Source organism: Nonomuraea sp. NPDC054003 (genome assembly GCF_055585125.1).
The window spans coordinates 52,800-75,413 of record NZ_JBVJKR010000026.1 but is presented as its reverse complement, the minus strand read 5'-3'; the positions used below and the strand labels follow the sequence as shown (position 1 = coordinate 75,413).

Below are 22,614 nucleotides of genomic sequence, written 5' to 3'. Positions count from 1 at the left end.
CCCTCCTGTGGATCAGCGATACCGCTGCACGTCCCGCAGGCTCACGGCCATCGGGACGAGCAGGATGAGGAAGAAGACGAGGCCGGCGACGAGGAAGAGCAGCACGTCGGCCAGGACCGGCGGCGCGCCGGCTAACAACGGGCGCGCCCCCGGATGGACGGCCAGGGCGAGCGCCTGCGCCGCGCACAGGTGCCTGACCTTGCCCTGGTTGGCCAGCAGGAAGGCCACGAAGTAGGCGGTCCCGACGACCACGTGCGCGGCAGCCATGACCACACTGGCGTCCGACAGCCGGCCGGTGGCGTGCAGGAACGCCAGCGGCAGCGCCGACAGCACGGACAGCGTGACCAGGCAGGCGAGCACGCCCTTGGCGAGCAGCCACCGGCCGTGCGAGGTGAACTCGGCCGGGTAGCTCACCCGCCGGATCGCCGCCCTGGCGTCGTCGTCGAAGACGTGCGCCCGGTACTCCAGCACGCCCATGCCGAGCACCAGCCCGGCGCCGGCGATGGCGATGTCGCTCCTGTCGAGCACGTACCTGGCCTCGGCCTGGAGCAGGAAGAGCGCGGTGAGCAGGCTGTAGAGGAAGGCGGGCGGCAGACCGCGCAGGTTGGCGCGCAGCAGCGTGCGCAGCGGCGGCTCGCCGGCGGGCTGTTCCCCCTTGTCCGGGGTGGCGAGGGTGAGCAGCATCGCGGCGCCGACGACGGCGGCGACGCAGATCACGCCGAGGCAGACGGTCAGCAGGCCGACGAAGCGGTCGGCGACGCCGATGTAGCCGATCCCGGCCAGCACGGCGGGCATCATCATCGCGGCGAGCCAGGCCTCGCGCCGGTAGAAGAGCAGGATCCCGGACGAGATCTGGAACGCGATCTGTGTGACGCAGAGCGCGACGAGCGCCACGGGCGCGCCCATGCCCAGGGCCAGCCCGGTGGCCGTCAGCGCCGCGCAGCCCACGCCGATCACCAGCCCGGTGCGGAGGACGCGCCCGGCCGAGCGCGGGCAGCCGCGTCCCATGAGGGTGTAGGCGATCTGGGCGGCGGAGCTGCCGAGCACCCAGCCGATCCCGGTGGTGAACACCAGCCCCGGCATCAGCCACTGGGTCCCGACCAGGCCGGAGGCGGCGGGCAGCAGCGCCGCGGGCAGCCCGTACAGCAGGCCGTGCAGGATCTGCGCGGTCGGCCTGGCCCGGCGCAGCGGCGCGTCGGGCACCGGCGGCACGGCCTTGGCCGCCACCCGCGAGAACGCGGTCTCGGCCAGCGAGAACACGTCGGTGTGCCCGTACCGCTCGCGGGCGATCTTGTCGTTGAGGCCCTCGCTCTCCAGGATGGCGGCCACCTGGAGCGGTTCCACGGCGCGGGCCAGGCTCGCGTCCATGGGCTCGATGAGGGCGTCGATCGGGTGCGCCTGTCCGTCGTCCCTGGTCGACGTCACGGCCACAGCTCCGTGTAGACGGCGCGGTAGTCGTCCAGCGACTGCCGGAGCGTGAAACGTTCCAGGACGCGGTCACGGGCGATCGCGCCGAGGCGGCGGCGCAGCGGCGCGTCCTGGAGCAGCCGCACGGCGGCGTCGGCGGCGGCCACGTGGTCGCGCGGCGGCACGATCAGCCCGGCGTCGGCGACCGCCTCCGCGACGCCGCCGACGTTCGTGCACACCACGGTCCTGCCGCAGGCCATGGCCTCCACGACGGTGTAGGGGAAGCCCTCGGAGATGCTGGTCAGCGCGACGACGCTGCCCGCGTGGTAGGCGTCGACCGGGGTGGACACCCGGCCCTCGAACACCGCCGCGCCCTCCAGGTCCAGCTCGTCGATGAGCTCCAGGCAGCTCTGGTGGTAGCTCTCGTTGCCCGCGGGCACGCCGCCGAAGATGCGCAGCTTCGCCTTCGGGATCTTGTCGTGCACGATGGCGAACGCCCTGATCAGCGTGTGCAGGTCCTTCAGCGGGTCCACCCGGCCCATGAAGACCAGCGTCGGCTCGTCGGGCTCGGTCTCGGCGAGCGGGAAGTCGTCCGGGTCGACGCCGTTGTACATGACCCGGATCCGGTCAGGGTCGGCGCCGTTGTGGAGCTGCCAGCGCCGGTTGTACGAGGAGTGCGGCGCGATCCGGTCGGCCGCCACGTAGGCGGCGCCGGCCAGCCTGCGGAAGAAGCTCAGCAGCAGCACCCTGACCGCGTGCGAGACGGGCTCGTGCACGTACTGCAGGTAGCGTTCGCGCAGGTAGACGCCGTGTTCCGAGAGGACGACCGGGGTGCCGTGCTGCCACTTGGCGGTCATCGCGACGAGCATGCTGAGACCGTTCATGGCCACGTGGGTCAGGTCGGTGCGCAGCGGCGGCTCGGCCAGCGGGCGCAGCATGTGGCCCATCAGGTCGGCGGCCACGATCGCGTCGGCCAGGTTGATGCCGTCGGTCCTGTTCCAGTACCACGCGTCCATGAGCTGGCTGAGCGAGTCGTTGGCGACGAGCGCGCCGACCAGGTCGCCGCCGTCGTGCGCGTACCGGTAGAGCGACTCCAGCACGGACAGGAACTCCGCGCTGCCCGCGCCCATGACGGCGGGGGTGAGCACAATCTGCAGGAAACGCTCGTACGCCTCGGCGAACTCCCGCCCGGGCGGGCGGCCGGACCGCCGGTGGCCGCCCTTCCACAGCGGGAGGTTGATCACCTGCTCCAGGTTGGGCGGGAGATCCCACACCGGCCGCTCGGCGCCGTCCACGGTCATCGTGACGACGTCCCATCGGTAGTCCGGCATGCCCTTGATGAGCTGGTCCATCCACACGCTGACGCCGCCCATGGCGAACGGGTACGTGCCCTCGGACACGAGCGTCACTTTCACGGGCGCACGCTCGCGTTGACGGTGAGCGGGACGCCCGCGGCCAGGTCGAGGTGGGCGATCTTGTCGGTGCCGTACGTGGTCGCGCCGGTTGCGGCGGCGTTGGTGGCGAACACCTCGGCGTCGGCCGAGGCGGTGAACGTGATCGTCCCGGCTGTCCTGTCGTACACGGCGCGCACGTCCGCCAGGTCGTCGAAGTGGACGGTCCGGTCCTCGACGTAGCCGGCCAGCCCGCCCCAGTCGGGGGTGAGCAGCGGGACGCCGTAGTAGCTCTCGTACTTGGCCATCACGGCGTTCAGCCAGTCGAAGACCAGGTTCTTGTTGCCGCCGTAGTTCCGCAGGTTGCCCTGGTGGAACGTGTGCGTGTACACCGATCCCGACATGACGTGCTGCATGGCCACGTCGCTCTCGTGGTCGAGGACCTGGTTGTAGGTCTGGTCGACGGGCCAGTACGGGAACCTGCCGTTCGGGCCGTAGTAGGAGTTGTAGAACAGCGTCTGCTCGGCCGGCGTGGTCGTGTGGTACGCGATGTTCGTCGGCCAGTCGGGCACCACCATGACCGACGGCTTCAGCGGGTGGCGGATGCCGCAGTTGAAGCACGCGGGCCGGTGGCTGGCGAACGACATGTTGCCGTGGAGATACTTCACGCCCAGGTCGGCCGCGGCCTGCAGCAGGTCGGCGTTGGACGCGGCCAGGCCGTGGTCGGTGGGCGGGTCGATGTCGTTGTCCGGGTCCGGGTGGTAGACGCCGAGGCCCGAGTACTCCCCGGTCTTGAGCACGGTCGGGTCGACGGTGAAGCCGAGCGCGGAGCCGATGGTCAGGTTGTCCTCGATCTCGGCGTAGCTGGTCGCGTAGTCGGTGTCGTTCATCTTCGGGTGGCTGAACGTGTGGTTGATCCAGGTGAACGACGACGCGCGGCAGCGCGAGTACGCGGTCAGCCCGTCGGTGAGCAGCGGGGGCAGCAGGCACAGGGTGGGCACGTTCAGGCCGGCTCCATCGCCGTTGTAGGCGATGTTGAGCTTGAAGCCGCCGGCCAGCGGGTGCGCGGTGCGGAAGGAGTTCTGCTGCTGGTACGTGCTGACGGCGTCGCTCCTGCTCATCCGGAAGCCGGGATCGGAGTCGACGGTGCCGTTGGCGAGCAGGTGGTCGGTGTAGCTGAACCAGTCGTCCACGTCGGCGTTCAGGTAGTGGCGCTGCTCGCCCAGGTACAGCCCTCTGGTCGCCCACCGGAACAGCCCGAAGGTGAGCAGGTCGGCCTGCGGCAGGTACTGGTTGGAGGTGAAGGTCAGCGCGGCCCGCTCGCGGCCGTCGGTCGAGGTGCTGCGCACGCCCAGCACGTCGGTTCCGCTGGTGATGAGCGGGTCGGCGGCGCAGCCGGCGGCGATCGTACCGCGATAGAGGTACGACAGCGAGATCGGCACGTTCACGCCGCCGCGCAGGTAGTCGAACACGCCCGCGCCGGCCGGGGTCAGCGCGGTGCTGATCGGCGTGTCACCGACGCCGCCCTCGCTGCCGGCCCGCAGGCAGTAGTCCTCAGGCCAGGTCCCGTACGCGGTGTAGAGCGACACCTGGCGGACGCCGTAGTCGCGCTCGTACGCCCATAGAGCGTTCCATTCGTCGGCGTCGAGACCGCTGAGATAGGAGCCGCCGTCCTCGTAGAGCAGGCTGTTGCTGGTGAGCAGGATCGCGTTGTAGCGGCCGGTGCCGTCGGCGGCGATCAGGTCGGTGAGCGGCTCGGTCCTGCTGTGGAGGACGTCGTACGCGGCGCCCACCCGGTCCAGGGTGGCCTTCCAGGTGTCCTCGCCCCAGTCGTCGCCGTCCACGGCGATGACGAGGGCGCGCAGCTCGACCTTGTCGGTGGCCGCGGCGGCGAGGGCCTCGGCCGTGGTGGCGGCGCGGGCGGACCGGTCGAGCTTCACTTTGCCCTGCTTTTTCGGCAAAGGGTCCGGTATTTCCACTTTGGGACGTTCCACTTCGCCGCGCAGCGGGGCGTGGCTGTGGGACCGGTCTTTGGGCGCGGATTCGGCCGGCTCTGAATGGGCTACGAATAGCCCCGAAACGAGCGTGACTACGCCGGCCAGCGCGAGCATTCTGCTGGAACGTACCAGATTTTTGTTCTTGGACAGCCGAAAAGAACCCACTCGTATCACCCGTCTAAGCCCTGGCCCCCGATAAGCCGTAGAAATGCCGAGCAATCCGTCGTCGGCAAGCCCCGAGTGTGCGGACGGCGGGTTTCACTCGGGTTTCAAGGAGGTTTCCCGCAAAACAGGCAAGGTGACGGCAAGTGTTGGCTCTATAACTGAGGGATCGGGAACGGCACGGGAAGGGGAGCCCATGCAGTTCGGAATTCTGGGTGCGCTGGAGGTGGTCTCGCAAGGCCAGCGCTTACCCGTGCGCTCCGCCAAGCAGCGCACGCTCCTGGCCCTGCTGCTCTGCCATCGGGGCCGGGTGGTGCGCAGCGACGCGCTGATCGACGCGCTCTGGGGCGGGGAGGCCGCGGACGCCGGGCATCGGCGGCTGCGGCTGCAGCTCTTCCGGCTCAGGCGGACTCTCGGGCCGGAGGCGGAGATCGTCCACGACTCGGCCGGTTACCTGCTGCGGGTGCCACCGGGCGCGGTGGACGCGTGGCGCTTCGAGGAGCTGGTCAAGGAGGGGCGGCAGGCGTTCAAGAGCGGCGACGTGGGCAAGGGCGGCGAGCTGCTGCGGGCGGCGCTGGGGCTGTGGCGCGGGCAGGCGCTGTCGGGGCTGGACGACCTGCCGCTCCTGCACGCCCAGGCCACCCGGCTGGAGGAGGAGCGGCTGGCCGCGCTCGCCGACCGCGTGGACGCCGACCTGCGGCTGCACCGGCACGCCGACCTCGTCGGGGAGCTCACCGGGCTGGTCCGTGAACATCCGCTGCGCGAACGGTTCCGCGGTCAGCTGATGCTCGCCCTGTACCGGGCTGGGCGGCAGGCGGAGGCCCTGGAGGTCTACCGCGACGGATGGCACATCCTCACCAACGACCTCGGCCTGGAACCCTCGCCCGAACTGCGCCGGCTGGAGGCGGCGATCCTCACCAGCGACGCCTCCCTGACCCTCACCCGCGCCGACCACCACCACCGGTCGCCCCGCCGCCCCACCTCAGGCTGCCCCCACTGCGCCCGCCGCCCCCGCTGACCCACCACAAGGGGGAAACCCCCGGTACGGCGCTTCCCCCACAGCCACCTCCTCTGGACGTGAGCGGGATACCGGCGCAACGCCCACAACCGCCCCCGCTCGCGCTCCCCTCACCGAGCGTGGGCTTCCGCCGAACCCCGCAACGGCGAGCACCGTGTCCGCACGAGCTCCCCACAGTGCCCCCACCGGAGCGGTCTGGGGGTGGGATCTGGCGCGAGCGCCGCCACCACCTCCACCGGAGCAGCGGGACGCGCGCGGGATCCAACGCGAACAGCCGCAAACCGCCCCCGGCGGAGCGGCCCACCCGCCGGAGTTGTCCGGGGGATGGGATCTGGCGCGAGCCGCCGCCACCACCTCCACCGGAGCAGCGGGACGCGCGCGGGATCCAACGCGAACAGCCGCAAACCGCCCCCGGCGGAGCGGCCCACCCGCCGGAGCTGTCCGGGGGATGGGATCTGGCGCGAGCCGCCGCCACCACCTCCACCGGAGCAGCGGGACGTGCGCGGGATCCATCACGAGCACCCACAACCGCCTCCGGCGGAGCGGTGAGGTGAGGTGGGGCGGGGCGCGAAATGGGTGCCATCCGGCGCGAACTCCCCCATGGTCACCCGCCAGGGCGGTGCGGTGGAGCGTGGGTGAGATCGCGTGGGCTTCACCACAACCGCCTCCGCTGGAGTGGTGGGAGGCGGGAGGTGCGCGGGGTCCAAGGCGAGCCCTCAACCACCTCCAACGGAACGGCGTGGGGGAGATTTCGCGCGAGCTCCCCACGGACGCCTCAGCCGGAGTAGCGGGGCGAGGAGTCCGGCGCGAGCCGCCGCGACCGCCTCCGCCAGAGCAGCAGGGTGGGATGGAAATGGGCGCCATCCGGCGCGAACTCCCGCACGGCGAGCCGCTGGTGAGGTGCGGTGGGGCCTGGGTGCCATCCGGCGCGAACTCCCGCATGGCGAGCCGCTGGTGAGGTGCGGTGGGGCCTTGGTGCAATCTGGCGCGAGCCCTCCGCAATCGCATCCTCCGGGGTGGGGTGGGATCTGGTGTGGGGGGTGGGTCTCGGGTGAGGATGCCGGGGTGAAGGTGTGGTGGGGGGTCGGCGCGGTGGGGGTTGTCGCGCTGGTGGTGATCGTCGTGGTGCTGGCGGGTGGGCAGGGGCGGGAGAAGCCGCTGGAGGGGGCGGGGGTGAGCGACGGAGCGGTGGTGGCGGAGGGGGAGACCGGGGCTGGGCGGTGGGTGCCGGAAGGGTTTCCGGATGCGGGTAGTACCGGGGTGCCGGTGGGGACGGAGCTTGTGGTGGTGGCTGGGGATCGGACGTTTGCTGTCGATGGGGAGGTGGTGGAGGGCAGGGAGTTCCATGGGTTCGTGACGGTGACCGGGCGGGGTGTCACGTTCAGGAAGTGCCGGTTTCTCGGGGGGAAGGCCGACAGGGTGCGGCCGCTGCTTGACACCGAGCATGCTCGGGACACGGTGATCGAGGACTCGGAGTTCCGGCCGGCTCACCCGTCTCCGTCGGTCGACGGCATCTGGGCCGCGCACACCAGCATCCTCAGGTCGGAGTTCACCGGCACCGTGGACGGGATCAAGGCGCACACGGGCACCCTCGTCCGCGACTCCTACATCCACGACCTGAGCTGGTTCCCCGAGGACCCCGACCAGGGCGGCGGCCCGACCCACAACGACGGCGTCCAGGCGTTCGCCGACCAGACCGGCGTCACGCTGGAGCACAACACGATCGACCTGTCCACCACCCGCGACCCCAACGCCGCCGTCCAGTCCTCGGCCGACGACCTGCGCGTGGAGGACAACTACCTGGACGGCGGCGCGTGCGTGGTGAACATCGACCACACGCCGCTCGGCCGCCCGCTGCGCGGCCAGCACGTCACCGGCAACCGGTTCGGCCGGGCGTCCGCGTACGACTGCCCGATCCTGCTCAGCACCAAGTCAGAGCTGGCGGACGGCGGCGGCAACGTGTGGCACGACACCGGCGGGCCGATCCCCGAACCCGAACGGCACGACTAGGAGGCGCACATGTGGGAAGGCACGCCGGCGCTGGTGACGGGCGCGACGGGGTTCATCGGCGCGCACCTGGTCAGGCGGCTGGCGGGGCTGGGGGCGCGGGTGCACGCGGTCAGCCGCCGCCCGCCGGACGTCTCCGGGCACGGCGAGCGCTGGCACGCCGCCGACCTGGGCGACCCGGCCGCCACCGCGAAGCTGGTCGCGGAGACCGCCCCCGAGGTGGTCTTCCACCTGGCCAGCGAGGTGACCGGGGTGCGGGAGCCGGGCGTCGTGGCGCCCACGCTCGCGGCCAACCTCACCGCCGCGGTCAACCTGCTCACCGCCGTCACCGGCTCCCCCGTACGCAGCGTGGTGCTCGCCGGGTCGGTGGAGGAGCCGCGCGACGGCCTCGCGCCCGGCTCACCGTACGCCGCCGCCAAGGCGGCGGCCACCGGTTACGCCCGCATGTTCCACGCGCTCTGGCAGGTGCCGGTGTCGGTGCTGCGGGTGGCGATGGTGTACGGGCCGGGCCAGCGGGAGACGTCCAGGCTGATCCCGTACGCGACGCTGGAGCTGCTGCGCGGCCGCGACCCGGAGCTGACCTCGGGCACCAGGATGGTGACCTGGGTGTACGTGGAGGACGTGGTGGACGCGTTCGTGCTGGCCGGGGCGGGCGGGGCGGCCGGCGAGGTGCTCGACGTCGGCACGGCCGAGCCGGTCTCCATCCGCGACACCGTGGAGCTGCTCGCCCGGGTGGTGGGCGGCGCGGCGCGGCCCCGGTTCGGCGCGGTCGCGGCCCGGCCGCTGGACCGGACGCAGCGCTCCGACCCGGGCCCGGCGGAGCGGGTGCTGGGCTGGCGACCGGCCACGGAGCTGGAGGAAGGACTGCGCCGTACCGTCGCTTGGTACGCAGAAAGTCTGTAACGCCGCATCTCGGACGCCGATATCCCTCCTGGCGACTACTGACGCAGGGGGCGGGATGCGTGCGGTGACCAACCTGACCGTGCACGGCATCGGCCGTACCACCCGCGAGCTGGACCCGGGCGAGGGAGACACCTGGGTGAGCGTGGCCCAGTTCGAGCAGGTGGTGGACGCCGTGGCGGGCCGGCCCGACGTGCGGCTCACGTTCGACGACGGGAACCTGTCCGACGTGGAGATCGCGTTGCCCAGGCTGGTCGAGCGGGGGTTGAAGGCCGAGTTCTTCGTGCTGGCCGGGCTGCTCGGCGAGCCGGGCCGGCTGGACTCCGACGGGGTGCGCGAGCTGCTCGGCGCGGGCATGCGCATCGGCTCGCACGGCTGGGCGCACCGCGACTGGCGCACCCTGGGCACGCGGGAGGCGGCCGAGGAACTGTCGGCCGCGCACCACCTGCTCGGGCAGCTCGTCGGCGAGCCGGTGTCGCGGGTGGCGATCCCGTTCGGCTCCTACGACCGGCTGGTGCTGAACCGGCTCAGGCGCATGGGCGTGACCCGCGCGTACACCAGTGACGGCGGACGCGCCCGGCCGGGCTCCTGGCTGCAGCCGCGCACCAGCCTCCGCCACGACCTGGACCGCGGCTGGATCGCGCGGGTGCTGGGCGGCCCGTCGCTCCCCCGACGGGCGGCCAAGCTCGCCACGCGGCTCTACAAGCGGATGCGCTGATGGGCCGGGTCGCCGTGGTGATCGTCACCTACAACAGCGCCGGCGTGCTCGGCGGCTGCCTGGACTCGCTCGCCGCCGGGGCCGAGGGCGTGGAGCTCGTGGACGTGGTGGTGGCCGACAACGCCTCGAAGGACGGCTCCGTCGCGGTCGCCGAGCGGGCCGGGCCGCCGGTCAGGGTGGTGCAGACCGGCAGGAACGCGGGCTACGCGGCGGCGGTCAACGCCGGGATCGCGGCGCTCGACCTGGACGCGGTCGACGGCGTGTACGTGCTCAACCCCGACTGCCGGCTGCGGCCCGGGGCCGTCGCGCCGCTGCTGGCGTGCCTGCGCGAGCCGGGCCGGGGCATCGCGGTGCCGTACATGGTCAACCCGGACGGCTCGCTCCAGCCGTCGCTGCGCAGGCGGCCGACCGTGGGGCGGGCGCTGGTGGAGGCGGTGATCGGCGGCAGCCTGGCGGGCCGCGTCGGGCGGCTGGGCGAGCTGGTGACGGACCCGCGCGACTACGCGCGGCCGGGGGCGTACGCCTGGGCGACGGGGGCGGCCATGCTGATCTCGCCTCGGGTGATCCGCGAGGCGGGGCCCTGGGACGAGTCGTTCCTGCTCTACAGCGAGGAGACGGACTTCTGCCTGCGCGCCGCCGACCTGGGCTGGACCACCTGGTACGAGCCCGCGTCGGTCATCGAGCACATCGGCGGCGACTCGGGGATCGACCCCACGCTGGCCGCCCTGCTGGTGGTCAACAAGGTGCGCCTGTACCGGCGGCGGCACGGGCCGCTGGCCGGGCTGGCCTACTACCTGGCGGTGCTGGGCGGCGAGTCCGTGCGCGCGCTCGCGGGCCGGCGCACCTCGCGCGCCTCCGTCGCGGCCCTGGTGCGGCCGTCGCGCCGGATGACGGCGCTGCCGCAATGAGCCGCGCTCCGGCCATGCGGACCGTGCCGTTCGACGGGCTCTCCGCCGCCGAGCTCGACGCCTGGCACGCGCTGCGGGCCGCCAACCCCGCGCTGGACAGCCCGTACTTCCATCCCGGCTTCGCCGCCGCCGTGCACGCGAGCGGGCGGCCCGTGCACGTGGCCGTGAGCACGGGCGACGGCGGGATCGACGCGCTGGTGCCGCACCACCGCGACGGGCGGGTGCTGCGGCCGGCCGGCTGGCCGGGCGCGGACTTCCAGGGGCCGGTGCTCGCCGCCGGGACGCCGTTCCGGCCGCTCGGGCTGCTCTCCAGGGGGACCGCCGCATACGTGTTCGACCACCTGGTGGAGGCGGCGCCCGGGTTCGGGCCGTGGGTGCTGGGGCGCAGGCCGTCGCCGTACCTGGACGTCACCGGCGGGCTGCCCGGCTACCTGGGGCGGGCCTCGCGCAGCGGCAGGGACAACATGAACCAGGCGCGTCGCCGGGCCGCGAAGGCCGAGCGCGAGCACGGCACCGTGAAGTTCGAGGCCGACTCGCGGGACCGGGACGCGCTCGCGCTGGTGATCGCGCTCAAGCGGGCGCAGTACGCGGCCACCGGCGCGGCCGACTACTTCGCCGAGCCGGACCGGGTGCGGCTGCTGGAGAGCCTGCTGGGCGCCCGCGACGGGTCGTTCGGCGGGGTGCTGTCGACGCTGCACGCCGGGCCCCGGCTGGTGGCCGCGCACTTCGGGCTGCGCGCGGGCGGGGTGCTGCACTGGTGGTTCCCGGTGTACGACCCGGAGTTCGCCCGGCTGTCACCCGGCTGGATGCTGCTGCGCGAGCTGGTCGCCGCCGCGCCCACGCTCGGCGTGGACCGGATCGACCTCGGCCGGGGTGAGGACGAGTACAAGCGCCGGGCCAAGACCGGCGAGACCTGGGTGTGCCAGGGGTTGGTGACGCGGAATCCGGCGCGGCGGGCCGCGGCGGTGGCGATGACCCGGGCACGGGCGATGGTGAGATCTGTCCGAACTCGGACACATCCGTAACGTTCCAACGGACATCCCCGACATATCCGGTGGAGGCGGGGAAGATCGCGAACGTCCTCTGCACGGTCCAGCACGCTCTTCAGGCGGGGGAAGCCATGCGGATCAGCGTCTTCGGGCTCGGCTACGTGGGGTGCGTGTCGGCGGCGTGCCTGGCCTCGATGGGCCACGAGGTCGTGGGCGTGGACGTCAACCCCGCCAAGATCGAGCTGGTCAACGGCGGCCGGGCGCCGATCGTCGAGGAACGCATCGGCGAGCTGGTCGAGCGGGCGGTTCGGGAGGGCAGGCTGCGCGCCACCTCGGACGCCGCCGCGGCGGTCGCGTCCAGCGACCTCTCCCTCGTCTGCGTCGGCACCCCGTCCGCGCCGAACGGCAGCCTGTCGACCGCCTACCTGGAGCGGGTCGCCGAGCAGATCGGCCGGGCGCTGCGACCCGGGCACGTCGTGGTCTTCCGCAGCACCATGCTGCCGGGCACCTGCGCCGAGCTGCTGATCCCGATCCTGGAGCTGTCCTCCGGGCTGCGGGCGGGCGCGGACTTCGGGGTGGCGGTCAACCCGGAGTTCCTGCGCGAGGGGACGAGCGTGCGCGACTTCTTCGCGCCGCCGAAGACGGTGATCGGGGAGTCGGATCCGGCCAGCGGGGACGTGGTGGCCGGGCTGTACGAGGGGCTGCCGGGCGAGGTGTTCAGGGTGCCGATCCCGGTGGCCGAGATGACGAAATATGCGGACAACGCCTTTCATGCTGTCAAGATCGGTTTCGCCAACGAGCTGGGCGCGGTCTGCCAGGCCCTCGGCGTGGACTCGTACCAGGTCATGGACGTGTTCCTGGCCGACAGGAAGCTCAACATCAGCCCGGCCTACCTGCGGCCCGGGTTCGCGTTCGGCGGCTCCTGCCTGCCCAAGGACCTGCGCGGCCTGGTGTACGCGGCGCGCAAGGCGGACGTGTCGGTGCCGCTGCTGTCGCACGTGCTGCCCGCCAACGAGGCGCACCTGCGGCGGGCCTTCGACCTGGTCACCGCGCCGGGGCTGCGCAAGGTCGGGCTGTTCGGGCTGTCGTTCAAGCCGGGCACCGACGACCTGCGCGAGAGCCCGCTGGTGGAGCTGGCGGAACGGCTCCTCGGCAAGGGCTACGACCTGCGCATCTACGACGCCAACGTGTCGATGTCGCGGCTGATGGGGGCCAACCGCGAGTACATCGCCGAACGGCTGCCACACCTGGGCGACCTGCTCGCCGACTCGGTGGCCGAGGTGCTGGACCACGCGGAGGTGTGCGTGATCGGCAGCACGGATCCGGCCGTGCTGGACGGGCTCGACGGCTTCCGCGGCAAGGTGATCGACCTCGTGCGCGTGCCGGGAGCCGCGACACATCGGGACAGAAGGGATTACGTGGGCATTGGCTGGTAGAGCGCTCATCCTCGTCGAGAACCTCTCCGTCCCGCTCGACCGCCGCGTCTGGCAGGAGAGCGTCGCGTTACGCGAGGCGGGCTGGGAGGTGCACGTCATCTGCCCGATGGGCGCCAAGCAGGACCGCGAGGCCGAGGCGGTGATCGACGGCGTGCGCATCCACCGCTACCCGCTGCGCGCCGCCACCGGCGGGCCCGTCGGCTACCTGCGCGAGTACGGGTCGGCGCTGTGGCACACCTTCCGCATCGCCCGCCGGCTCGGGCGCTTCGACGTGGTGCACGGGTGCAACCCGCCCGACCTGTTCTTCCTGGTGGCGCTGGCCATGCGGGGCAAGGGCACCCGGTTCATCTTCGACCAGCACGACCTGGTGCCCGAGCTGTACCTGTCGCGCTTCGGCCGGGGGCGCGACCTGCTGTACCGGGCCGTGTGCCTGCTGGAGCGGCGCACGTACCGGGCCGCGCACGTGGTGATCGCCACCAACGAGAGCTACCGGCAGGTGGCGCTGTCGCGCGGCGGCAAGCTGCCCGGCGAGGTGTTCGTGGTGCGCAGCGCGCCCGTCGTGGAGCGGTTCCACCAGGTGCCTGCCGAGCCCGGGCTGCGCCGCGGCAAGCCGCACCTGCTGTGCTACCTCGGCGTGATGGGGCCGCAGGACGGGGTCGACTACGCGCTGCGCAGCCTGGCGCGGCTGCGTGACGAGCACGGGCGGACCGACTGGCACGCGGTGTTCGTCGGCGGCGGCGACACCTTCGACGCGATGGTGGCGCTCTCCCGCGAGCTGGGGCTGGGCGAGACCGTCGAGTTCACCGGGCGGATCCCGGACCCGGACCTGATGCGTTACCTGTCGACGGCCGACGTGTGCCTGTCGCCTGACCCGTTGAATCCGCTCAACGACGTCTCCACCATGAACAAGGTCATGGAGTACATGGCGATGGCCCGGCCGATCGTCTCCTTCGAGCTGCGGGAGGCGCGGGTGTCGGCGGGCGAGGCGGCCATGTACGCGCCGGCCAACGACGAGTCGGAGTTCGCCAAGCTCATCGCGAGGCTGCTGGACGACCCTTCCGAACGACGCCGCATGGGCGAGATCGGCAGGGAGCGGGTGGCGGGGCCGCTGTCGTGGACCCACTCCAAGAAGGCCCTCCTCGCGGCCTACGAAGCCGCCACGGACCCCCGGTGACCCCTGCCACCGCGCGTCGCGGCTTTTCTATGGGGGTCCGTACTCGTCCCGGGCTGTTTCCGCTCGCGGCTGCCGGGTCACGGGGTTGCCGGGGGTTGTCCGTTTCGGGTGCCGGTGTCCGTACCCCAGGTTGTCTTTCTTCCCCTCAGCAGGGTGAGGGCGCGGTCGGCGGCGAGGACCGTCAGGTAGCAGGCGGCGTCGAGGGCGCTCACCTCGCGGGCGGCGAGGAGGTCGCGCAGGGCTCCGGCGCGCAGCGAGCGGGCCGGCAGGCCGAGGCGGGCGAGCTCCCGGTTGCCCTGCCTGACCCGCACCCGGCGGGCCAGGTGGGCGCGGACCGTGCGGGCGGGCCGGACGACCGACCTGGCCTCGGTCACCACGACGCGCTCGTCGCCGGTGAAGGAGCCGTCCACGTAGCCGTCGTCGGAGATCACGTCGGGCAGCGGGAACACCCGCCGGTGTCCCTTCTCGGTCAGCACGTAGACCCCCACCCCGGCCAGCGCCCGGGACGGCGCGATCAGCCGATCGTGCACCCGGTGCACCCGCCGGACGACCCGCCCCGTCCCCGCCAGGTCCCACTCGGGCACCGGCGCGCAGGCCAGCACCCCCGGCCTGGACGCCGCCTCGGCCAGCGCGCGCACCGACTTCGCGTCCAGCCGCACGTCCGCGTCCAGGTAGACGCGCGGGAAGGCGCGGCAGGCGGCGTCACCCAGGCGCAGCGCCTCCACCTTGCCCGGTCGCGAGGTCTCCAGCACCCGCACGCCCGGCCGGGCGGCGGCCCGCGCGGTGCCGTCCGTGCAGGCGTTGGCCACCACGATCACGTCGAACTCGCCGGGCCCGGTCCCCGCCAGCAACGTGTCCATGTTCGCCGCGATCACGCCTGCCTCGTCGTGGGCCGGGATCACCACGCTGACCGTCGGCTTCATCACACCGCCTTTCGGAAGGAGACAGCTTGAGAGTGGAATCGGGCGAGATCGACGGGGTTCTGCTGTTCAGGCCGGTGCCGCATCGGGACCGGCGCGGCCTGTTCACCCGGACGTTCGACGCCGCCGTGGCCGCCGAGGCGGGGCTGAAGCCGGAGACGTTCATCCAGGACAGCCAGTCGAGGTCGGTCCGGGGCACCGTCAGAGGGCTGCACGGGCGCGGTGGGCAGGGTGAGGCCAAGCTGGTGCGCTGCGCCCGGGGCGCGATCCACGACGTGCTGGTGGACGCCCGGCCCGGCTCGCCGACCTTCGGCAGGCGGATGGCGGTGCGGCTGGACGACGAGGACTTCACCGTCCTGTACGTGCCGCCCGGGCTGCTGCACGGCTTCCAGGCGCTGACGGAGCCCGCCGACACCTGCTACCGCATCGACCGCGAGCACGACCCCGCGGAGGATCTCGCGGTCCGGTACGACGATCCGGATCTCAAGATAGCGTGGCCCCTGCCGGTGACCGAAGTGAGCGACCGCGACCTGCGCGCGGGCTCCTGGGCCGACCTGTCGCGCCAGCTCGGCGGCTGAGAGGTGATGCCCGTGAGCGCCCACCCCACCACACCGGTTCCGGGCTGTGCGGCCGTCGTGGTCATCTCGATGGTGGTGCTGCTGGCGGCATGTCAGGCGGAGCCGCGGCCCACGGTCGCGCCGCCGGCGCCCAGTCCGTCGGCGTCGATCGTCAGGCCCGACGGCAGTTCCTGCCCCGACCATCCCACGCCGACCTGTACGGGCGCGCCGAAGGGTGTCCGGCTGACCGAGGTCCCGCTCAACACCGAGGACGTCGCGTACAAGGTCCAGACACCGGGGGCCGTGCTCGACGGCGTGCACATCCGCGGCCCCCTGCTCGTCCACGCCGACGACGTCACCATCAAGAACAGCGTCATCGACGGGCACGTCACCAACGCCGACGGCGACCGTTCGTTCCGGTTCACGATCACGGACACCACCGTCGGCACCACGAGGACCTGCGGCCCGCTGCCCGCGATCGGCCACGACAAGTACACCGCCACCCGCGTGCTCGTCCAGGGCCACAGCGACGGCTTCCGCGTCTCCGGTGACGCCGTGGACATCCGCGACTCGTACGTGAAACTCTGCTCGAACCCCGGCGACCACTCCGACGGCATCCAGGCCTACAACGGCGGCAAGGGCCTGACCTTCCACCACAACACCGTCGACCAGCGCGAGGCCGAGCACATCACCGCGCCGATCTTCCTGGTGGACGAGAAGTCCGAGGACGTCGTGGTCACCGGCAACCTGGTGATGGGCGGCACGTTCAGCATCCAGGTGCGCAACGCGCGCGGCAAGCAGGTGGTGCGCGGCAACAAGCTCGTCGACAAGTCGTGGGTGTACGGCCCGGTCGACTCCGAGTGCGGCCGTGCCGACTGGGCCGGGAACGAACTGGTGACCATCGACGCGAACTATCGGGTCACCTCGATCGTCGGCCCGCTGGCCTGCGAGGGCGCGAGCTGATCGGCGCGTACCGCGCGCAGCAGCGCGCCCGCCGCGCCGACCAGGAGGAACGAGATCCCCGTCACGGTGTGGAACGACAGCAGGTCGAACGTGAACGACCCGGCCAGCGGCACCACCAGGCAGGCGGCCACGGTGAGCCCGAGGTCGCGGGTGACAGGGTCGGCGCTGAGGAAACGCGACCGCAGCGCCGCGTAGCACGCGACGAGGAACAGCCCGGCGAACGCCGCCGTGCCGATCAGCCCGGTCTCCACCATGGACAGGATGTACTGGTTGTCGAAGATCTGGTGCTTGGGCGCATACCAGGTGCCGAGCCCGCGGCCGAGCCAGAAGTGGCGGCTGATCTGCTGCGCGGCGACCGCGTAGTCGTGGGTGCGGTACTGGATGCTCTCGTCGTTGCCGATATTGGTGAACAGGCCGACGAACGTGCCCAGCAGCCCCGGCACGGCGATGCGGACCGCCACCAGGAACCCGGCCGCCGCCACCAGCGCCTGGAGCCGTCGCCTGACCGGCCAGCCCCCGAACAGCACCACGCCCACCACGGCCAGGCTGAGCATCGCCGAACGGGACACCGAGAACATCAGCCCGCACCCGATCAGCAGCGCGCACACCCACCAGCGCAGCGACGGCTCACGGAGCGCCCGCGCCCGCACGCCGTAGTGCACGGCCAGCGGCAGCAGCATCGCGCAGGTGACGCCGAACTCGATCGGATGCCCGGTGGTGGCGGCCACCCGCCGCAGGTCGGCCCGCTCCAGCACGAACGCGTCGCCCTCGGTCGTGTAGCGCAGGATCGGCAGCTCCATGAACCGGGTGAGGTCGATCGAGAACAGGAACTGGAGCGCGCCGATCACCGCGATCACCGCTCCGGCCACGACGAGCGTCTTCAGCACGAAGTCCAGCCGCCGCAGCCCGCGCACCCCGTCGCAGACGGTCAGCGCCAGCCCGACGATCGCCACCACGAGCACGAACGAGTGGTCGGCCAGGTTGAGCTCGTCCGACTCCATCGGGCCGGCCGTGGCGAAGCCGTACGTGGCGAGCATGGCGGTGAAATAGGCGAACAGCGCTGTACGTACCGGATTACGCCCCTTGGCCGCCCCGAGCGCGAGCGTGAGCTGCGCGCACAGCCACAGCAGCGCGGCCACCAGGCTGACCACGTTCGCGGGCGTGAGCGACAACGGCAGGTACTTCAGCACCAGCCGCGCGGGCACCACCAGCAGCACGAAGGCGAACACCGCCGCCACCGTCGCCCCATCCGCCCGGGGCGGTGGCTCCGTCACGGCCCTGCCTTCTCGGCGCCGACCAGTTCCCTCTCCTCGGGCTGGGGGCCGGGACGGCGGCGGCGGCGGAGCGGGGCCGCCAGGCTCTCCGCCGCGAAGGCCGCCGTCAGGGCGGCGATCACGCCGAGGCCGAGTGCCGCCGCCGCCGAGCGGAGCTTCCTGCCCTGCTGGGGCGCGGGCGTGGTCGGCGGCACCGCCTCGCTGATCGTGATGTACGTCTCCGGCGGCGCGTGCACCTGCCGCTGCCGCACGTCGAGCTCCTGCCTGACCCGCTCGATCACCTGCCGGACGATGGCCGCGGACGCCTCCGGCGTGCGGCTCTCCCCCTCGACGAACACCAGCGGCCCGGTCGCGAGCGACTCCAGGTTGTTGGTGCCGTTGGTGACCGCGTACTCGGTGTCGCCTTCGGCCGTGCCCATGTCGGCCACCATGTCCGGCGTGCTCATGACACTGATCAGCATGGAGGCGGCCACGTCCAGCCCGTGGTCGAAGTTGAGCAGCGGGTTGACCTGGGGCACGGGCTGGCCGGGGTCGGGTGGCAGGATCCCGCCGGTGGTCGGCGCGGTCAGCACCAGCACGGCGGTGGTGGTGTAGGTGACCGGGATCGTACTGTAGGCATAGAAGGCGCCGCCGAGGGCCAGCAGAAAGGCCGGCAGGGCGACGTACCAGCGTCTGATCAGGACGAGGATGGTCCCCCAGAAGTCCACACGCCCTCCCGTACGAGTGCCGCCCCATGGATGTCGGGCGCACAGGGGTGGAGCGTTACACCAGCATCTGTCCTGTTACTGGGTGTTATGTGCCGACCCTGGACACCGGTTCACCGCCCACCCTGTGGGTCTTGCTTGACGAGATGGCGCTTCGACGACCAATAGGGACGCCCAGGTCATGTCCGTACAGCTTGACCATCTTGTTGCCGCCGCCAACCGCCCGTACGTGACCGTGCAAGTCGTACCGTGGGAAACTCCAAGGCACCCGGGTTGCCTTTGGCCGAACGCCTCACCCAGCTCACCGAGTTGCCGGCGAGAGCCACCGCGATCTGGTGGCTCTGACCCGTCACCCGTCGAGCATGTTAGGGCTTACCGGGGCGAGTCTTTTGGATGGCGTACTGGGCTCGAGCCGCGCGCAAGAGCAGAAGGAACCTCGTTGGCGCGAGGACGTAACTGTGCTTGTTCAAAGAGCCGTTGGAGTGGGCCGCGATGAAGCCCTTGTCTCGCGTCACGCAGTAGACCGCGCAGAGCGGGTCATCGCCGGCGAGCCACTTGCATGCGCCGTAGACCAGGCCGTCCTCGTGATCAAGCGGCGGATTCCCGTCAGGGTAAGTATCGCCGAGCGTCCCACCAAGAGATTGGGCCGTAAGACCACCAATCAACTCGGTCACGAGCGTTTGTGCGTCGTTTCTGCCCCAGCCGAGCCCTCGGTAGCCGGTCTGCGGGTCAGGGAGAACTGGCTGCTGGGCCTTGCTGCGGACCATTTTGTCGATGTGGGCGTTGGTCCATACTTCTAGCGGTTCCAGGCCGGCGAACCTGCCTGAGGTGCATGCCGCGATGGCGCGAAGCGAGTCGTAGGCGAGATCGCTTCTATGCGGCACGGGTTCCCGAGCTACCGAAGCGGCGGCTGCGCTTGCTTTGTCCCAGGTAAAAGGGGGCCCAAGGAGACTGGCCACGTCGAGGTACACGTTGACGTCGAATACAACGACGTGGCGCTGTTGCTCTTCACCCTCCACGATCTACCAGTCCGCGTACGATCGGCGCGGCTCCTGCTCAATGCCCTCGGCATCGAGCAGGCTGCTGTCTTGGAGGTTGCCTCCGCCCCAGGGGTCACTACCCGCGTCCATGCCTTCGTCGCCCAGCGAAGCCAGAAGCGCGTCTACGTCTACTCGGCCAGCGCCCTTGGCAGCGCTAAGGTGGATACCTCCAGCGGCGAGGTCTGCAGCGGTGCGGCCGCCCAGCTTCCGATGGGTCCGATAGAAACGAGCCATCGCATCTAGGCTGATCGGGTTCCGGCACTCTGCGTCTGCCGGAAGATCCCCCCTGGCCTCTTTCCAAGGGGTCTCGGCGTGCGTCAGCGCACTAAGCTCTTCGCCGCTCATCGATCCGTACGCGCCGATGACCAGGTCAATCAAGTCAGAGGCGAGATCGTCCAAGTGGATGCCCTCGATGTTCTGAGTTGCTGCGCGGCGGGATGCCCTGTCCTTGCGGGCGCGCCACACCTGCGGAACGACCGGGCCGTCCTTCCAGGCTTTGACCTGCTCATCGAATAGTGGTTCATTCGTGATCGCTACGTGCCATGCCTGCACGTAGTACAACAGCTTCTGAAGCGACATGGCGTCGAGCCAAGGCCCGTTGCGAGCGATGATCACACTAGCAACGTCGTTTGCGGTCAGCATGAATCACCTCCCGGTCATACTTCCTACCCCCATGCTACCTACCAGTGGTTGTCGCCTCAGTCTCACACAGAACACAGCGGGAGGACAGAGAAGTGGCGCGGAAATTCGATAACAGGTTCGAATAGCTTTGTGTCCGGCACGGACCTGTTCGTCAACAGCCTGCGGCAGTGGCCGCCCGTGCCGGGGGGGTCATACAGCAGGCCGTCAAGATCGCCGCCGCAGGGCCGGTCGACGCCGACGTCCTGCTCATCGTCGACTCCGACGCGCTGCTCGTACGGCCCGCCGACGCGACGTCATTCACCCGCGACGGGCGGCTGTGCGTGCACCAGGTGGACGACGGTGTCACCGCCTCGATGGGAGCGGCACCCACGCCTACACCGATCTCGGCTTCGCTAAGGTCACCACCTCGAACCTGGGCGGCTTCACCTACGTCCACAACACCACGTTCACCCTGACCGGCAAGCTCGAAAGTTGTTCTCTGGGGCGGGGCGGGCGGCCAGATTGAGCGGGTCCTGGAGCGCGACTCCACGACGGACTGGCTCTCCCGGGTCACCGCCCAGACGAAGCCGACAGCTCGAGCCCAGAGACCGTCCAAGACGACCGTTGCGGCTTCAACATCACCCGGATCCTGGACGCCGTCTCCGCCATCCCCGGCACCACCGACGGCCAGGCGTACACCTATGACAAGGTCGGCAACATCACCAGCCTGACCGACAACGGCCAGACCGCCACCTACATCTACCCCACCCCCGGTGCCGGCGCAGAGCGGCCGAACGCGGTCACCGCCATCGCCTACGACGGCGTCGGCAGCTCGCCGCCCGCACCGTCGACAACAAGCAGGCCACCTTCACCTGGAACCTGCTCGGCCAGCTTGACCAGGCCACCATCCAGGGCGCGGACACCGTCATGGTGTCGACGCCGCCGGCGAACGGTGATCCGCCATGACCCCGACGGCAGCACCACCCTCTACCTCGGCGCGATCGAACTCCGCCTCGCCAGCGGCCAGGTCACCGCCAAGCGGTACTACAGCAGCGACGGCTCTCGTGGCCCTCCGCGAGCCCAGCGGCGTCACCTGGATGCTCGCCGACCTGCACGGCAGCACCCAACTGGCCGTCAACGCCATCACCGACACCGTCAGCCGCGAACTCTACCTGCCCTTCGGCGAACGTCGCGGCTCAGATGACCTGCCCTTCACCCAGCCGCTTTGGATCTTGTTCTCGTCACACAGACTTCAAAGGTGACGACAAAAGTCTCGCTGTCTGAGGGCAGTCAGACTATGCGTCGAACTCGCCGAGCTTGACACCGCTGAGGAAGGCTCGCCACTCGCCCGGGGTGAAGACGAGCGCGGGGCCGTTCGGGTTCTTGCTGTCACGCACGGCGACGATTCCGGGGAGATTGCCGGCGACCTCGACGCAGTTTCCTCCGTTGTCGCCGCTGCGGGAACTCTTTCTCCATGCCGCCCGGAGAAGGTCCGCATGGATCATGTCTTGAGCTTCCATTGGTCTCGGGCTTCCTCGATCATCTCTAGAGACTGTCCGGGACGGTAAGCCTCTGCTCGTAGCTTGTCATATCTATCCCAGATCAGCGCAACGAAGTCGTGTTCGGCTGATACCTCGCCTCTACCTGCGGAGTCCACCGATACAGCCGTGGGACTGTCCGGTAGCTCGGCGATGATGAAGCTGGACAGCAAGCCGGCAGTACACGGAGTGTCAAAGGGGACGACTTGCACCGTGATGTAGGGGCGGTCGGCAACGGCAAGGAGATGCTCCAGTTGTGCGGCCATGACGAGCGGACCCCCGACCGGGCGGCGAAGCACCAGCTCATCAACGAGGACCCACAGTGTGGGCGGTGCTTCGGTGTCGAGGATGAGTTGGCGGTGCATGCGAGCGCTGACACCATCCTCAACGCTTCGGTCTGAGATCCCCGCGAGACCGCCCCGAAAGACGGCCCTGGCGTAGTCCTCGGACTGGAGCAAGCCAGGGATCAGGAGGGGATCCCAGCTTCTGAGAACACGGGCCGAGGGTTCGATCTCGTCCGTCCATCGGAGGTACCAGCCTGGCCCGGACGGAGATGTGATGCTGCGACACAGGCGGGCGAAGCGGTCGCCTGTGCCGAACACCTGGTCACAGCCCGCGGCGAAATCCGGTTTCGGCTTGCGATCCCCTTTTTCGATATGCGCGACGAGGGATGACGAGCAGTCCAGGCGCTTGCCAAGAGCTGACTGCGTCAGTTCGTGCTCCCTACGTGTTCGGGCTAGCTCTCTGCCGAAGCGCTGAACTGGTGTTAGACGCGGATCAAGGTCGTTGCCCATGACCATCCCCTCACCTGTCTCCCCAGCATCTTGACGGGTGCTGACAAATGTTGACGACGAGCCCCATTTGAAGGAGGTTTTTGGGACTCGATTGTG

At 70.7% G+C, this 22,614-nt stretch carries 21 protein-coding genes and 1 pseudogene; 12 read left to right on the top strand and 10 right to left on the bottom strand.

Translation table 11 applies throughout. From position 1 onward, the window contains the following. Window positions 1–12: 12 nt before the first annotated feature. Genes ACZ6YG_RS42685 through ACZ6YG_RS42675 form a run of 3 tightly spaced genes read right to left on the bottom strand, consistent with a single transcriptional unit; the run spans window position 13 to window position 4,738 of the window. Window positions 13–1,425, bottom strand: a complete 1,413-nt coding sequence (locus tag ACZ6YG_RS42685) for a hypothetical protein (protein WP_466021108.1) — start codon at window positions 1,423–1,425, stop codon at window positions 13–15. Continuing rightward, complete coding sequence (pelF, locus tag ACZ6YG_RS42680) at window positions 1,422–2,822, bottom strand: GT4 family glycosyltransferase PelF (RefSeq protein WP_271279888.1); 1,401 nt, start codon at window positions 2,820–2,822, stop codon at window positions 1,422–1,424. Before pelF ends, ACZ6YG_RS42685 begins: the two co-directional genes overlap by 4 nt. Continuing rightward, a complete protein-coding gene (locus tag ACZ6YG_RS42675) occupies window positions 2,819–4,738 on the bottom strand; it encodes an Agd3-related carbohydrate deacetylase (protein WP_466021107.1) in 1,920 nt (639 codons plus the stop codon). The genes pelF and ACZ6YG_RS42675 overlap by 4 nt, the downstream gene beginning before the upstream one ends. Window positions 4,739–5,153: 415 nt before the next feature. On the opposite strand from ACZ6YG_RS42675, the gene ACZ6YG_RS42670 reads away from it, so the two are divergent. The 8 genes from ACZ6YG_RS42670 to ACZ6YG_RS42635 all read left to right on the top strand — a co-directional run bounded on the left by ACZ6YG_RS42670 (window position 5,154) and on the right by ACZ6YG_RS42635 (window position 14,107). Continuing rightward, the gene (locus tag ACZ6YG_RS42670) at window positions 5,154–5,975 is read left to right on the top strand and encodes an AfsR/SARP family transcriptional regulator (protein WP_466021106.1); all 822 of its coding nucleotides are present in this window, start codon (window positions 5,154–5,156) and stop codon (window positions 5,973–5,975) included. A 1,065-nt stretch (window positions 5,976–7,040) separates the two neighbouring features. After that, window positions 7,041–7,985, top strand: coding sequence for a hypothetical protein (locus ACZ6YG_RS42665; RefSeq protein WP_466021105.1), 945 nt, complete (start codon window positions 7,041–7,043; stop codon window positions 7,983–7,985). 9 nt (window positions 7,986–7,994) lie between these two features. Further along, on the top strand, window positions 7,995–8,885 hold the full coding sequence (locus ACZ6YG_RS42660) for an NAD-dependent epimerase/dehydratase family protein (RefSeq protein WP_364232691.1): 891 nt from the start codon (window positions 7,995–7,997) through the stop codon (window positions 8,883–8,885). Window positions 8,886–8,940: 55 nt separating this feature from the next. After that, window positions 8,941–9,600, top strand: coding sequence for a polysaccharide deacetylase family protein (locus ACZ6YG_RS42655; protein WP_148036459.1), 660 nt, complete (start codon window positions 8,941–8,943; stop codon window positions 9,598–9,600). Next, complete coding sequence (locus ACZ6YG_RS42650) at window positions 9,600–10,508, top strand: glycosyltransferase family 2 protein (RefSeq protein WP_148036458.1); 909 nt, start codon at window positions 9,600–9,602, stop codon at window positions 10,506–10,508. Before ACZ6YG_RS42655 ends, ACZ6YG_RS42650 begins: the two co-directional genes overlap by 1 nt. Beyond that, a complete protein-coding gene (locus tag ACZ6YG_RS42645; RefSeq protein WP_261809044.1) occupies window positions 10,505–11,533 on the top strand; it encodes a GNAT family N-acetyltransferase in 1,029 nt (342 codons plus the stop codon). The genes ACZ6YG_RS42650 and ACZ6YG_RS42645 overlap by 4 nt, the downstream gene beginning before the upstream one ends. 95 nt (window positions 11,534–11,628) lie before the next feature. Then, complete coding sequence (locus ACZ6YG_RS42640) at window positions 11,629–12,933, top strand: nucleotide sugar dehydrogenase (protein ID WP_397199508.1); 1,305 nt, start codon at window positions 11,629–11,631, stop codon at window positions 12,931–12,933. Further along, on the top strand, window positions 12,923–14,107 hold the full coding sequence (locus ACZ6YG_RS42635; protein WP_466021104.1) for a glycosyltransferase family 4 protein: 1,185 nt from the start codon (window positions 12,923–12,925) through the stop codon (window positions 14,105–14,107). Before ACZ6YG_RS42640 ends, ACZ6YG_RS42635 begins: the two co-directional genes overlap by 11 nt. Window positions 14,108–14,184: 77 nt before the next feature. Here ACZ6YG_RS42635 and ACZ6YG_RS42630 read toward each other — a convergent pair whose 3' ends face one another. Then, window positions 14,185–15,030, bottom strand: a complete 846-nt coding sequence (locus ACZ6YG_RS42630; protein WP_466021103.1) for a glycosyltransferase family 2 protein — start codon at window positions 15,028–15,030, stop codon at window positions 14,185–14,187. Window positions 15,031–15,062: 32 nt separating this feature from the next. On the opposite strand from ACZ6YG_RS42630, the gene ACZ6YG_RS42625 reads away from it, so the two are divergent. Both ACZ6YG_RS42625 and ACZ6YG_RS42620 read left to right on the top strand, forming a co-directional pair. After that, window positions 15,063–15,605: a dTDP-4-dehydrorhamnose 3,5-epimerase family protein gene (locus ACZ6YG_RS42625; RefSeq protein ID WP_466021114.1), complete on the top strand. Its 543-nt coding sequence runs from the start codon at window positions 15,063–15,065 to the stop codon at window positions 15,603–15,605. 12 nt (window positions 15,606–15,617) lie between these two features. Then, window positions 15,618–16,547 carry a hypothetical protein gene (locus ACZ6YG_RS42620; protein ID WP_466021102.1) on the top strand — a complete coding sequence of 310 codons (930 nt, stop codon included), beginning with the start codon at window positions 15,618–15,620 and terminating at the stop codon, window positions 16,545–16,547. Here the strand turns inward: ACZ6YG_RS42620 and ACZ6YG_RS42615 are convergent. Next, window positions 16,496–17,821: an O-antigen ligase family protein gene (locus ACZ6YG_RS42615; RefSeq protein ID WP_466021101.1), complete on the bottom strand. Its 1,326-nt coding sequence runs from the start codon at window positions 17,819–17,821 to the stop codon at window positions 16,496–16,498. The two genes, ACZ6YG_RS42620 and ACZ6YG_RS42615, sit on opposite strands and share 52 nt — an antisense overlap. Next, the gene (locus ACZ6YG_RS42610) at window positions 17,818–18,528 is read right to left on the bottom strand and encodes a hypothetical protein (RefSeq protein WP_466021100.1); all 711 of its coding nucleotides are present in this window, start codon (window positions 18,526–18,528) and stop codon (window positions 17,818–17,820) included. Before ACZ6YG_RS42610 ends, ACZ6YG_RS42615 begins: the two co-directional genes overlap by 4 nt. A 178-nt stretch (window positions 18,529–18,706) precedes the next feature. Between ACZ6YG_RS42610 and ACZ6YG_RS42605 the strand changes: the two are divergent. Next, window positions 18,707–18,787, top strand: a pseudogene (locus ACZ6YG_RS42605) (Scr1 family TA system antitoxin-like transcriptional regulator); the annotation flags it as partial. A gap of 103 nt (window positions 18,788–18,890) precedes the next feature. Here ACZ6YG_RS42605 and ACZ6YG_RS42600 read toward each other — a convergent pair. Next, on the bottom strand, window positions 18,891–19,544 hold the full coding sequence (locus ACZ6YG_RS42600; RefSeq protein WP_466021115.1) for a hypothetical protein: 654 nt from the start codon (window positions 19,542–19,544) through the stop codon (window positions 18,891–18,893). 3 nt (window positions 19,545–19,547) lie between these two features. After that, entirely contained in the window at window positions 19,548–20,207 is a 660-nt protein-coding gene (locus tag ACZ6YG_RS42595) for a Panacea domain-containing protein (protein WP_364232669.1), read from the bottom strand. Window positions 20,208–21,283: 1,076 nt separating this feature from the next. Between ACZ6YG_RS42595 and ACZ6YG_RS42590 the strand changes: the two genes are divergently transcribed. Next, on the top strand, window positions 21,284–21,448 hold the full coding sequence (locus ACZ6YG_RS42590) for a hypothetical protein (RefSeq protein ID WP_364232667.1): 165 nt from the start codon (window positions 21,284–21,286) through the stop codon (window positions 21,446–21,448). 33 nt (window positions 21,449–21,481) lie between these two features. On the opposite strand, the gene ACZ6YG_RS42585 is transcribed toward ACZ6YG_RS42590, so the two are convergent. Together ACZ6YG_RS42585 and ACZ6YG_RS42580 are read right to left on the bottom strand one after the other, a co-directional pair. Beyond that, entirely contained in the window at window positions 21,482–21,691 is a 210-nt protein-coding gene (locus ACZ6YG_RS42585) for a DUF397 domain-containing protein (RefSeq protein WP_364232665.1), read from the bottom strand. Continuing rightward, window positions 21,688–22,518, bottom strand: a complete 831-nt coding sequence (locus ACZ6YG_RS42580; RefSeq protein WP_466021099.1) for a helix-turn-helix domain-containing protein — start codon at window positions 22,516–22,518, stop codon at window positions 21,688–21,690. The genes ACZ6YG_RS42585 and ACZ6YG_RS42580 overlap by 4 nt, the downstream gene beginning before the upstream one ends. Between the last annotated feature and the right edge of the window lie 96 nt (window positions 22,519–22,614).

Excerpts from the sequence above, each read along its gene's own strand:
- ACZ6YG_RS42650 (WP_148036458.1), top strand. The coding sequence starts at position 9,600 with ATGGGCCGGGTCGCCGTGGTGATCGTCACCTACAACAGCGCCGGCGTG.
- ACZ6YG_RS42655 (WP_148036459.1), top strand. The coding sequence starts at position 8,941 with ATGCGTGCGGTGACCAACCTGACCGTGCACGGCATCGGCCGTACCACC.
- ACZ6YG_RS42585 (WP_364232665.1), bottom strand. The coding sequence starts at position 21,691 with ATGATCCATGCGGACCTTCTCCGGGCGGCATGGAGAAAGAGTTCCCGC.
- ACZ6YG_RS42640 (WP_397199508.1), top strand. The coding sequence starts at position 11,629 with ATGCGGATCAGCGTCTTCGGGCTCGGCTACGTGGGGTGCGTGTCGGCG.
- ACZ6YG_RS42670 (WP_466021106.1), top strand. The coding sequence starts at position 5,154 with ATGCAGTTCGGAATTCTGGGTGCGCTGGAGGTGGTCTCGCAAGGCCAG.
- ACZ6YG_RS42580 (WP_466021099.1), bottom strand. The coding sequence starts at position 22,518 with ATGGGCAACGACCTTGATCCGCGTCTAACACCAGTTCAGCGCTTCGGC.
- ACZ6YG_RS42645 (WP_261809044.1), top strand. The coding sequence starts at position 10,505 with ATGAGCCGCGCTCCGGCCATGCGGACCGTGCCGTTCGACGGGCTCTCC.
- ACZ6YG_RS42630 (WP_466021103.1), bottom strand. The coding sequence starts at position 15,030 with ATGAAGCCGACGGTCAGCGTGGTGATCCCGGCCCACGACGAGGCAGGC.
- ACZ6YG_RS42595 (WP_364232669.1), bottom strand. The coding sequence starts at position 20,207 with ATGCTGACCGCAAACGACGTTGCTAGTGTGATCATCGCTCGCAACGGG.
- ACZ6YG_RS42590 (WP_364232667.1), top strand. The coding sequence starts at position 21,284 with ATGCTCGCCGACCTGCACGGCAGCACCCAACTGGCCGTCAACGCCATC.
- ACZ6YG_RS42660 (WP_364232691.1), top strand. The coding sequence starts at position 7,995 with ATGTGGGAAGGCACGCCGGCGCTGGTGACGGGCGCGACGGGGTTCATC.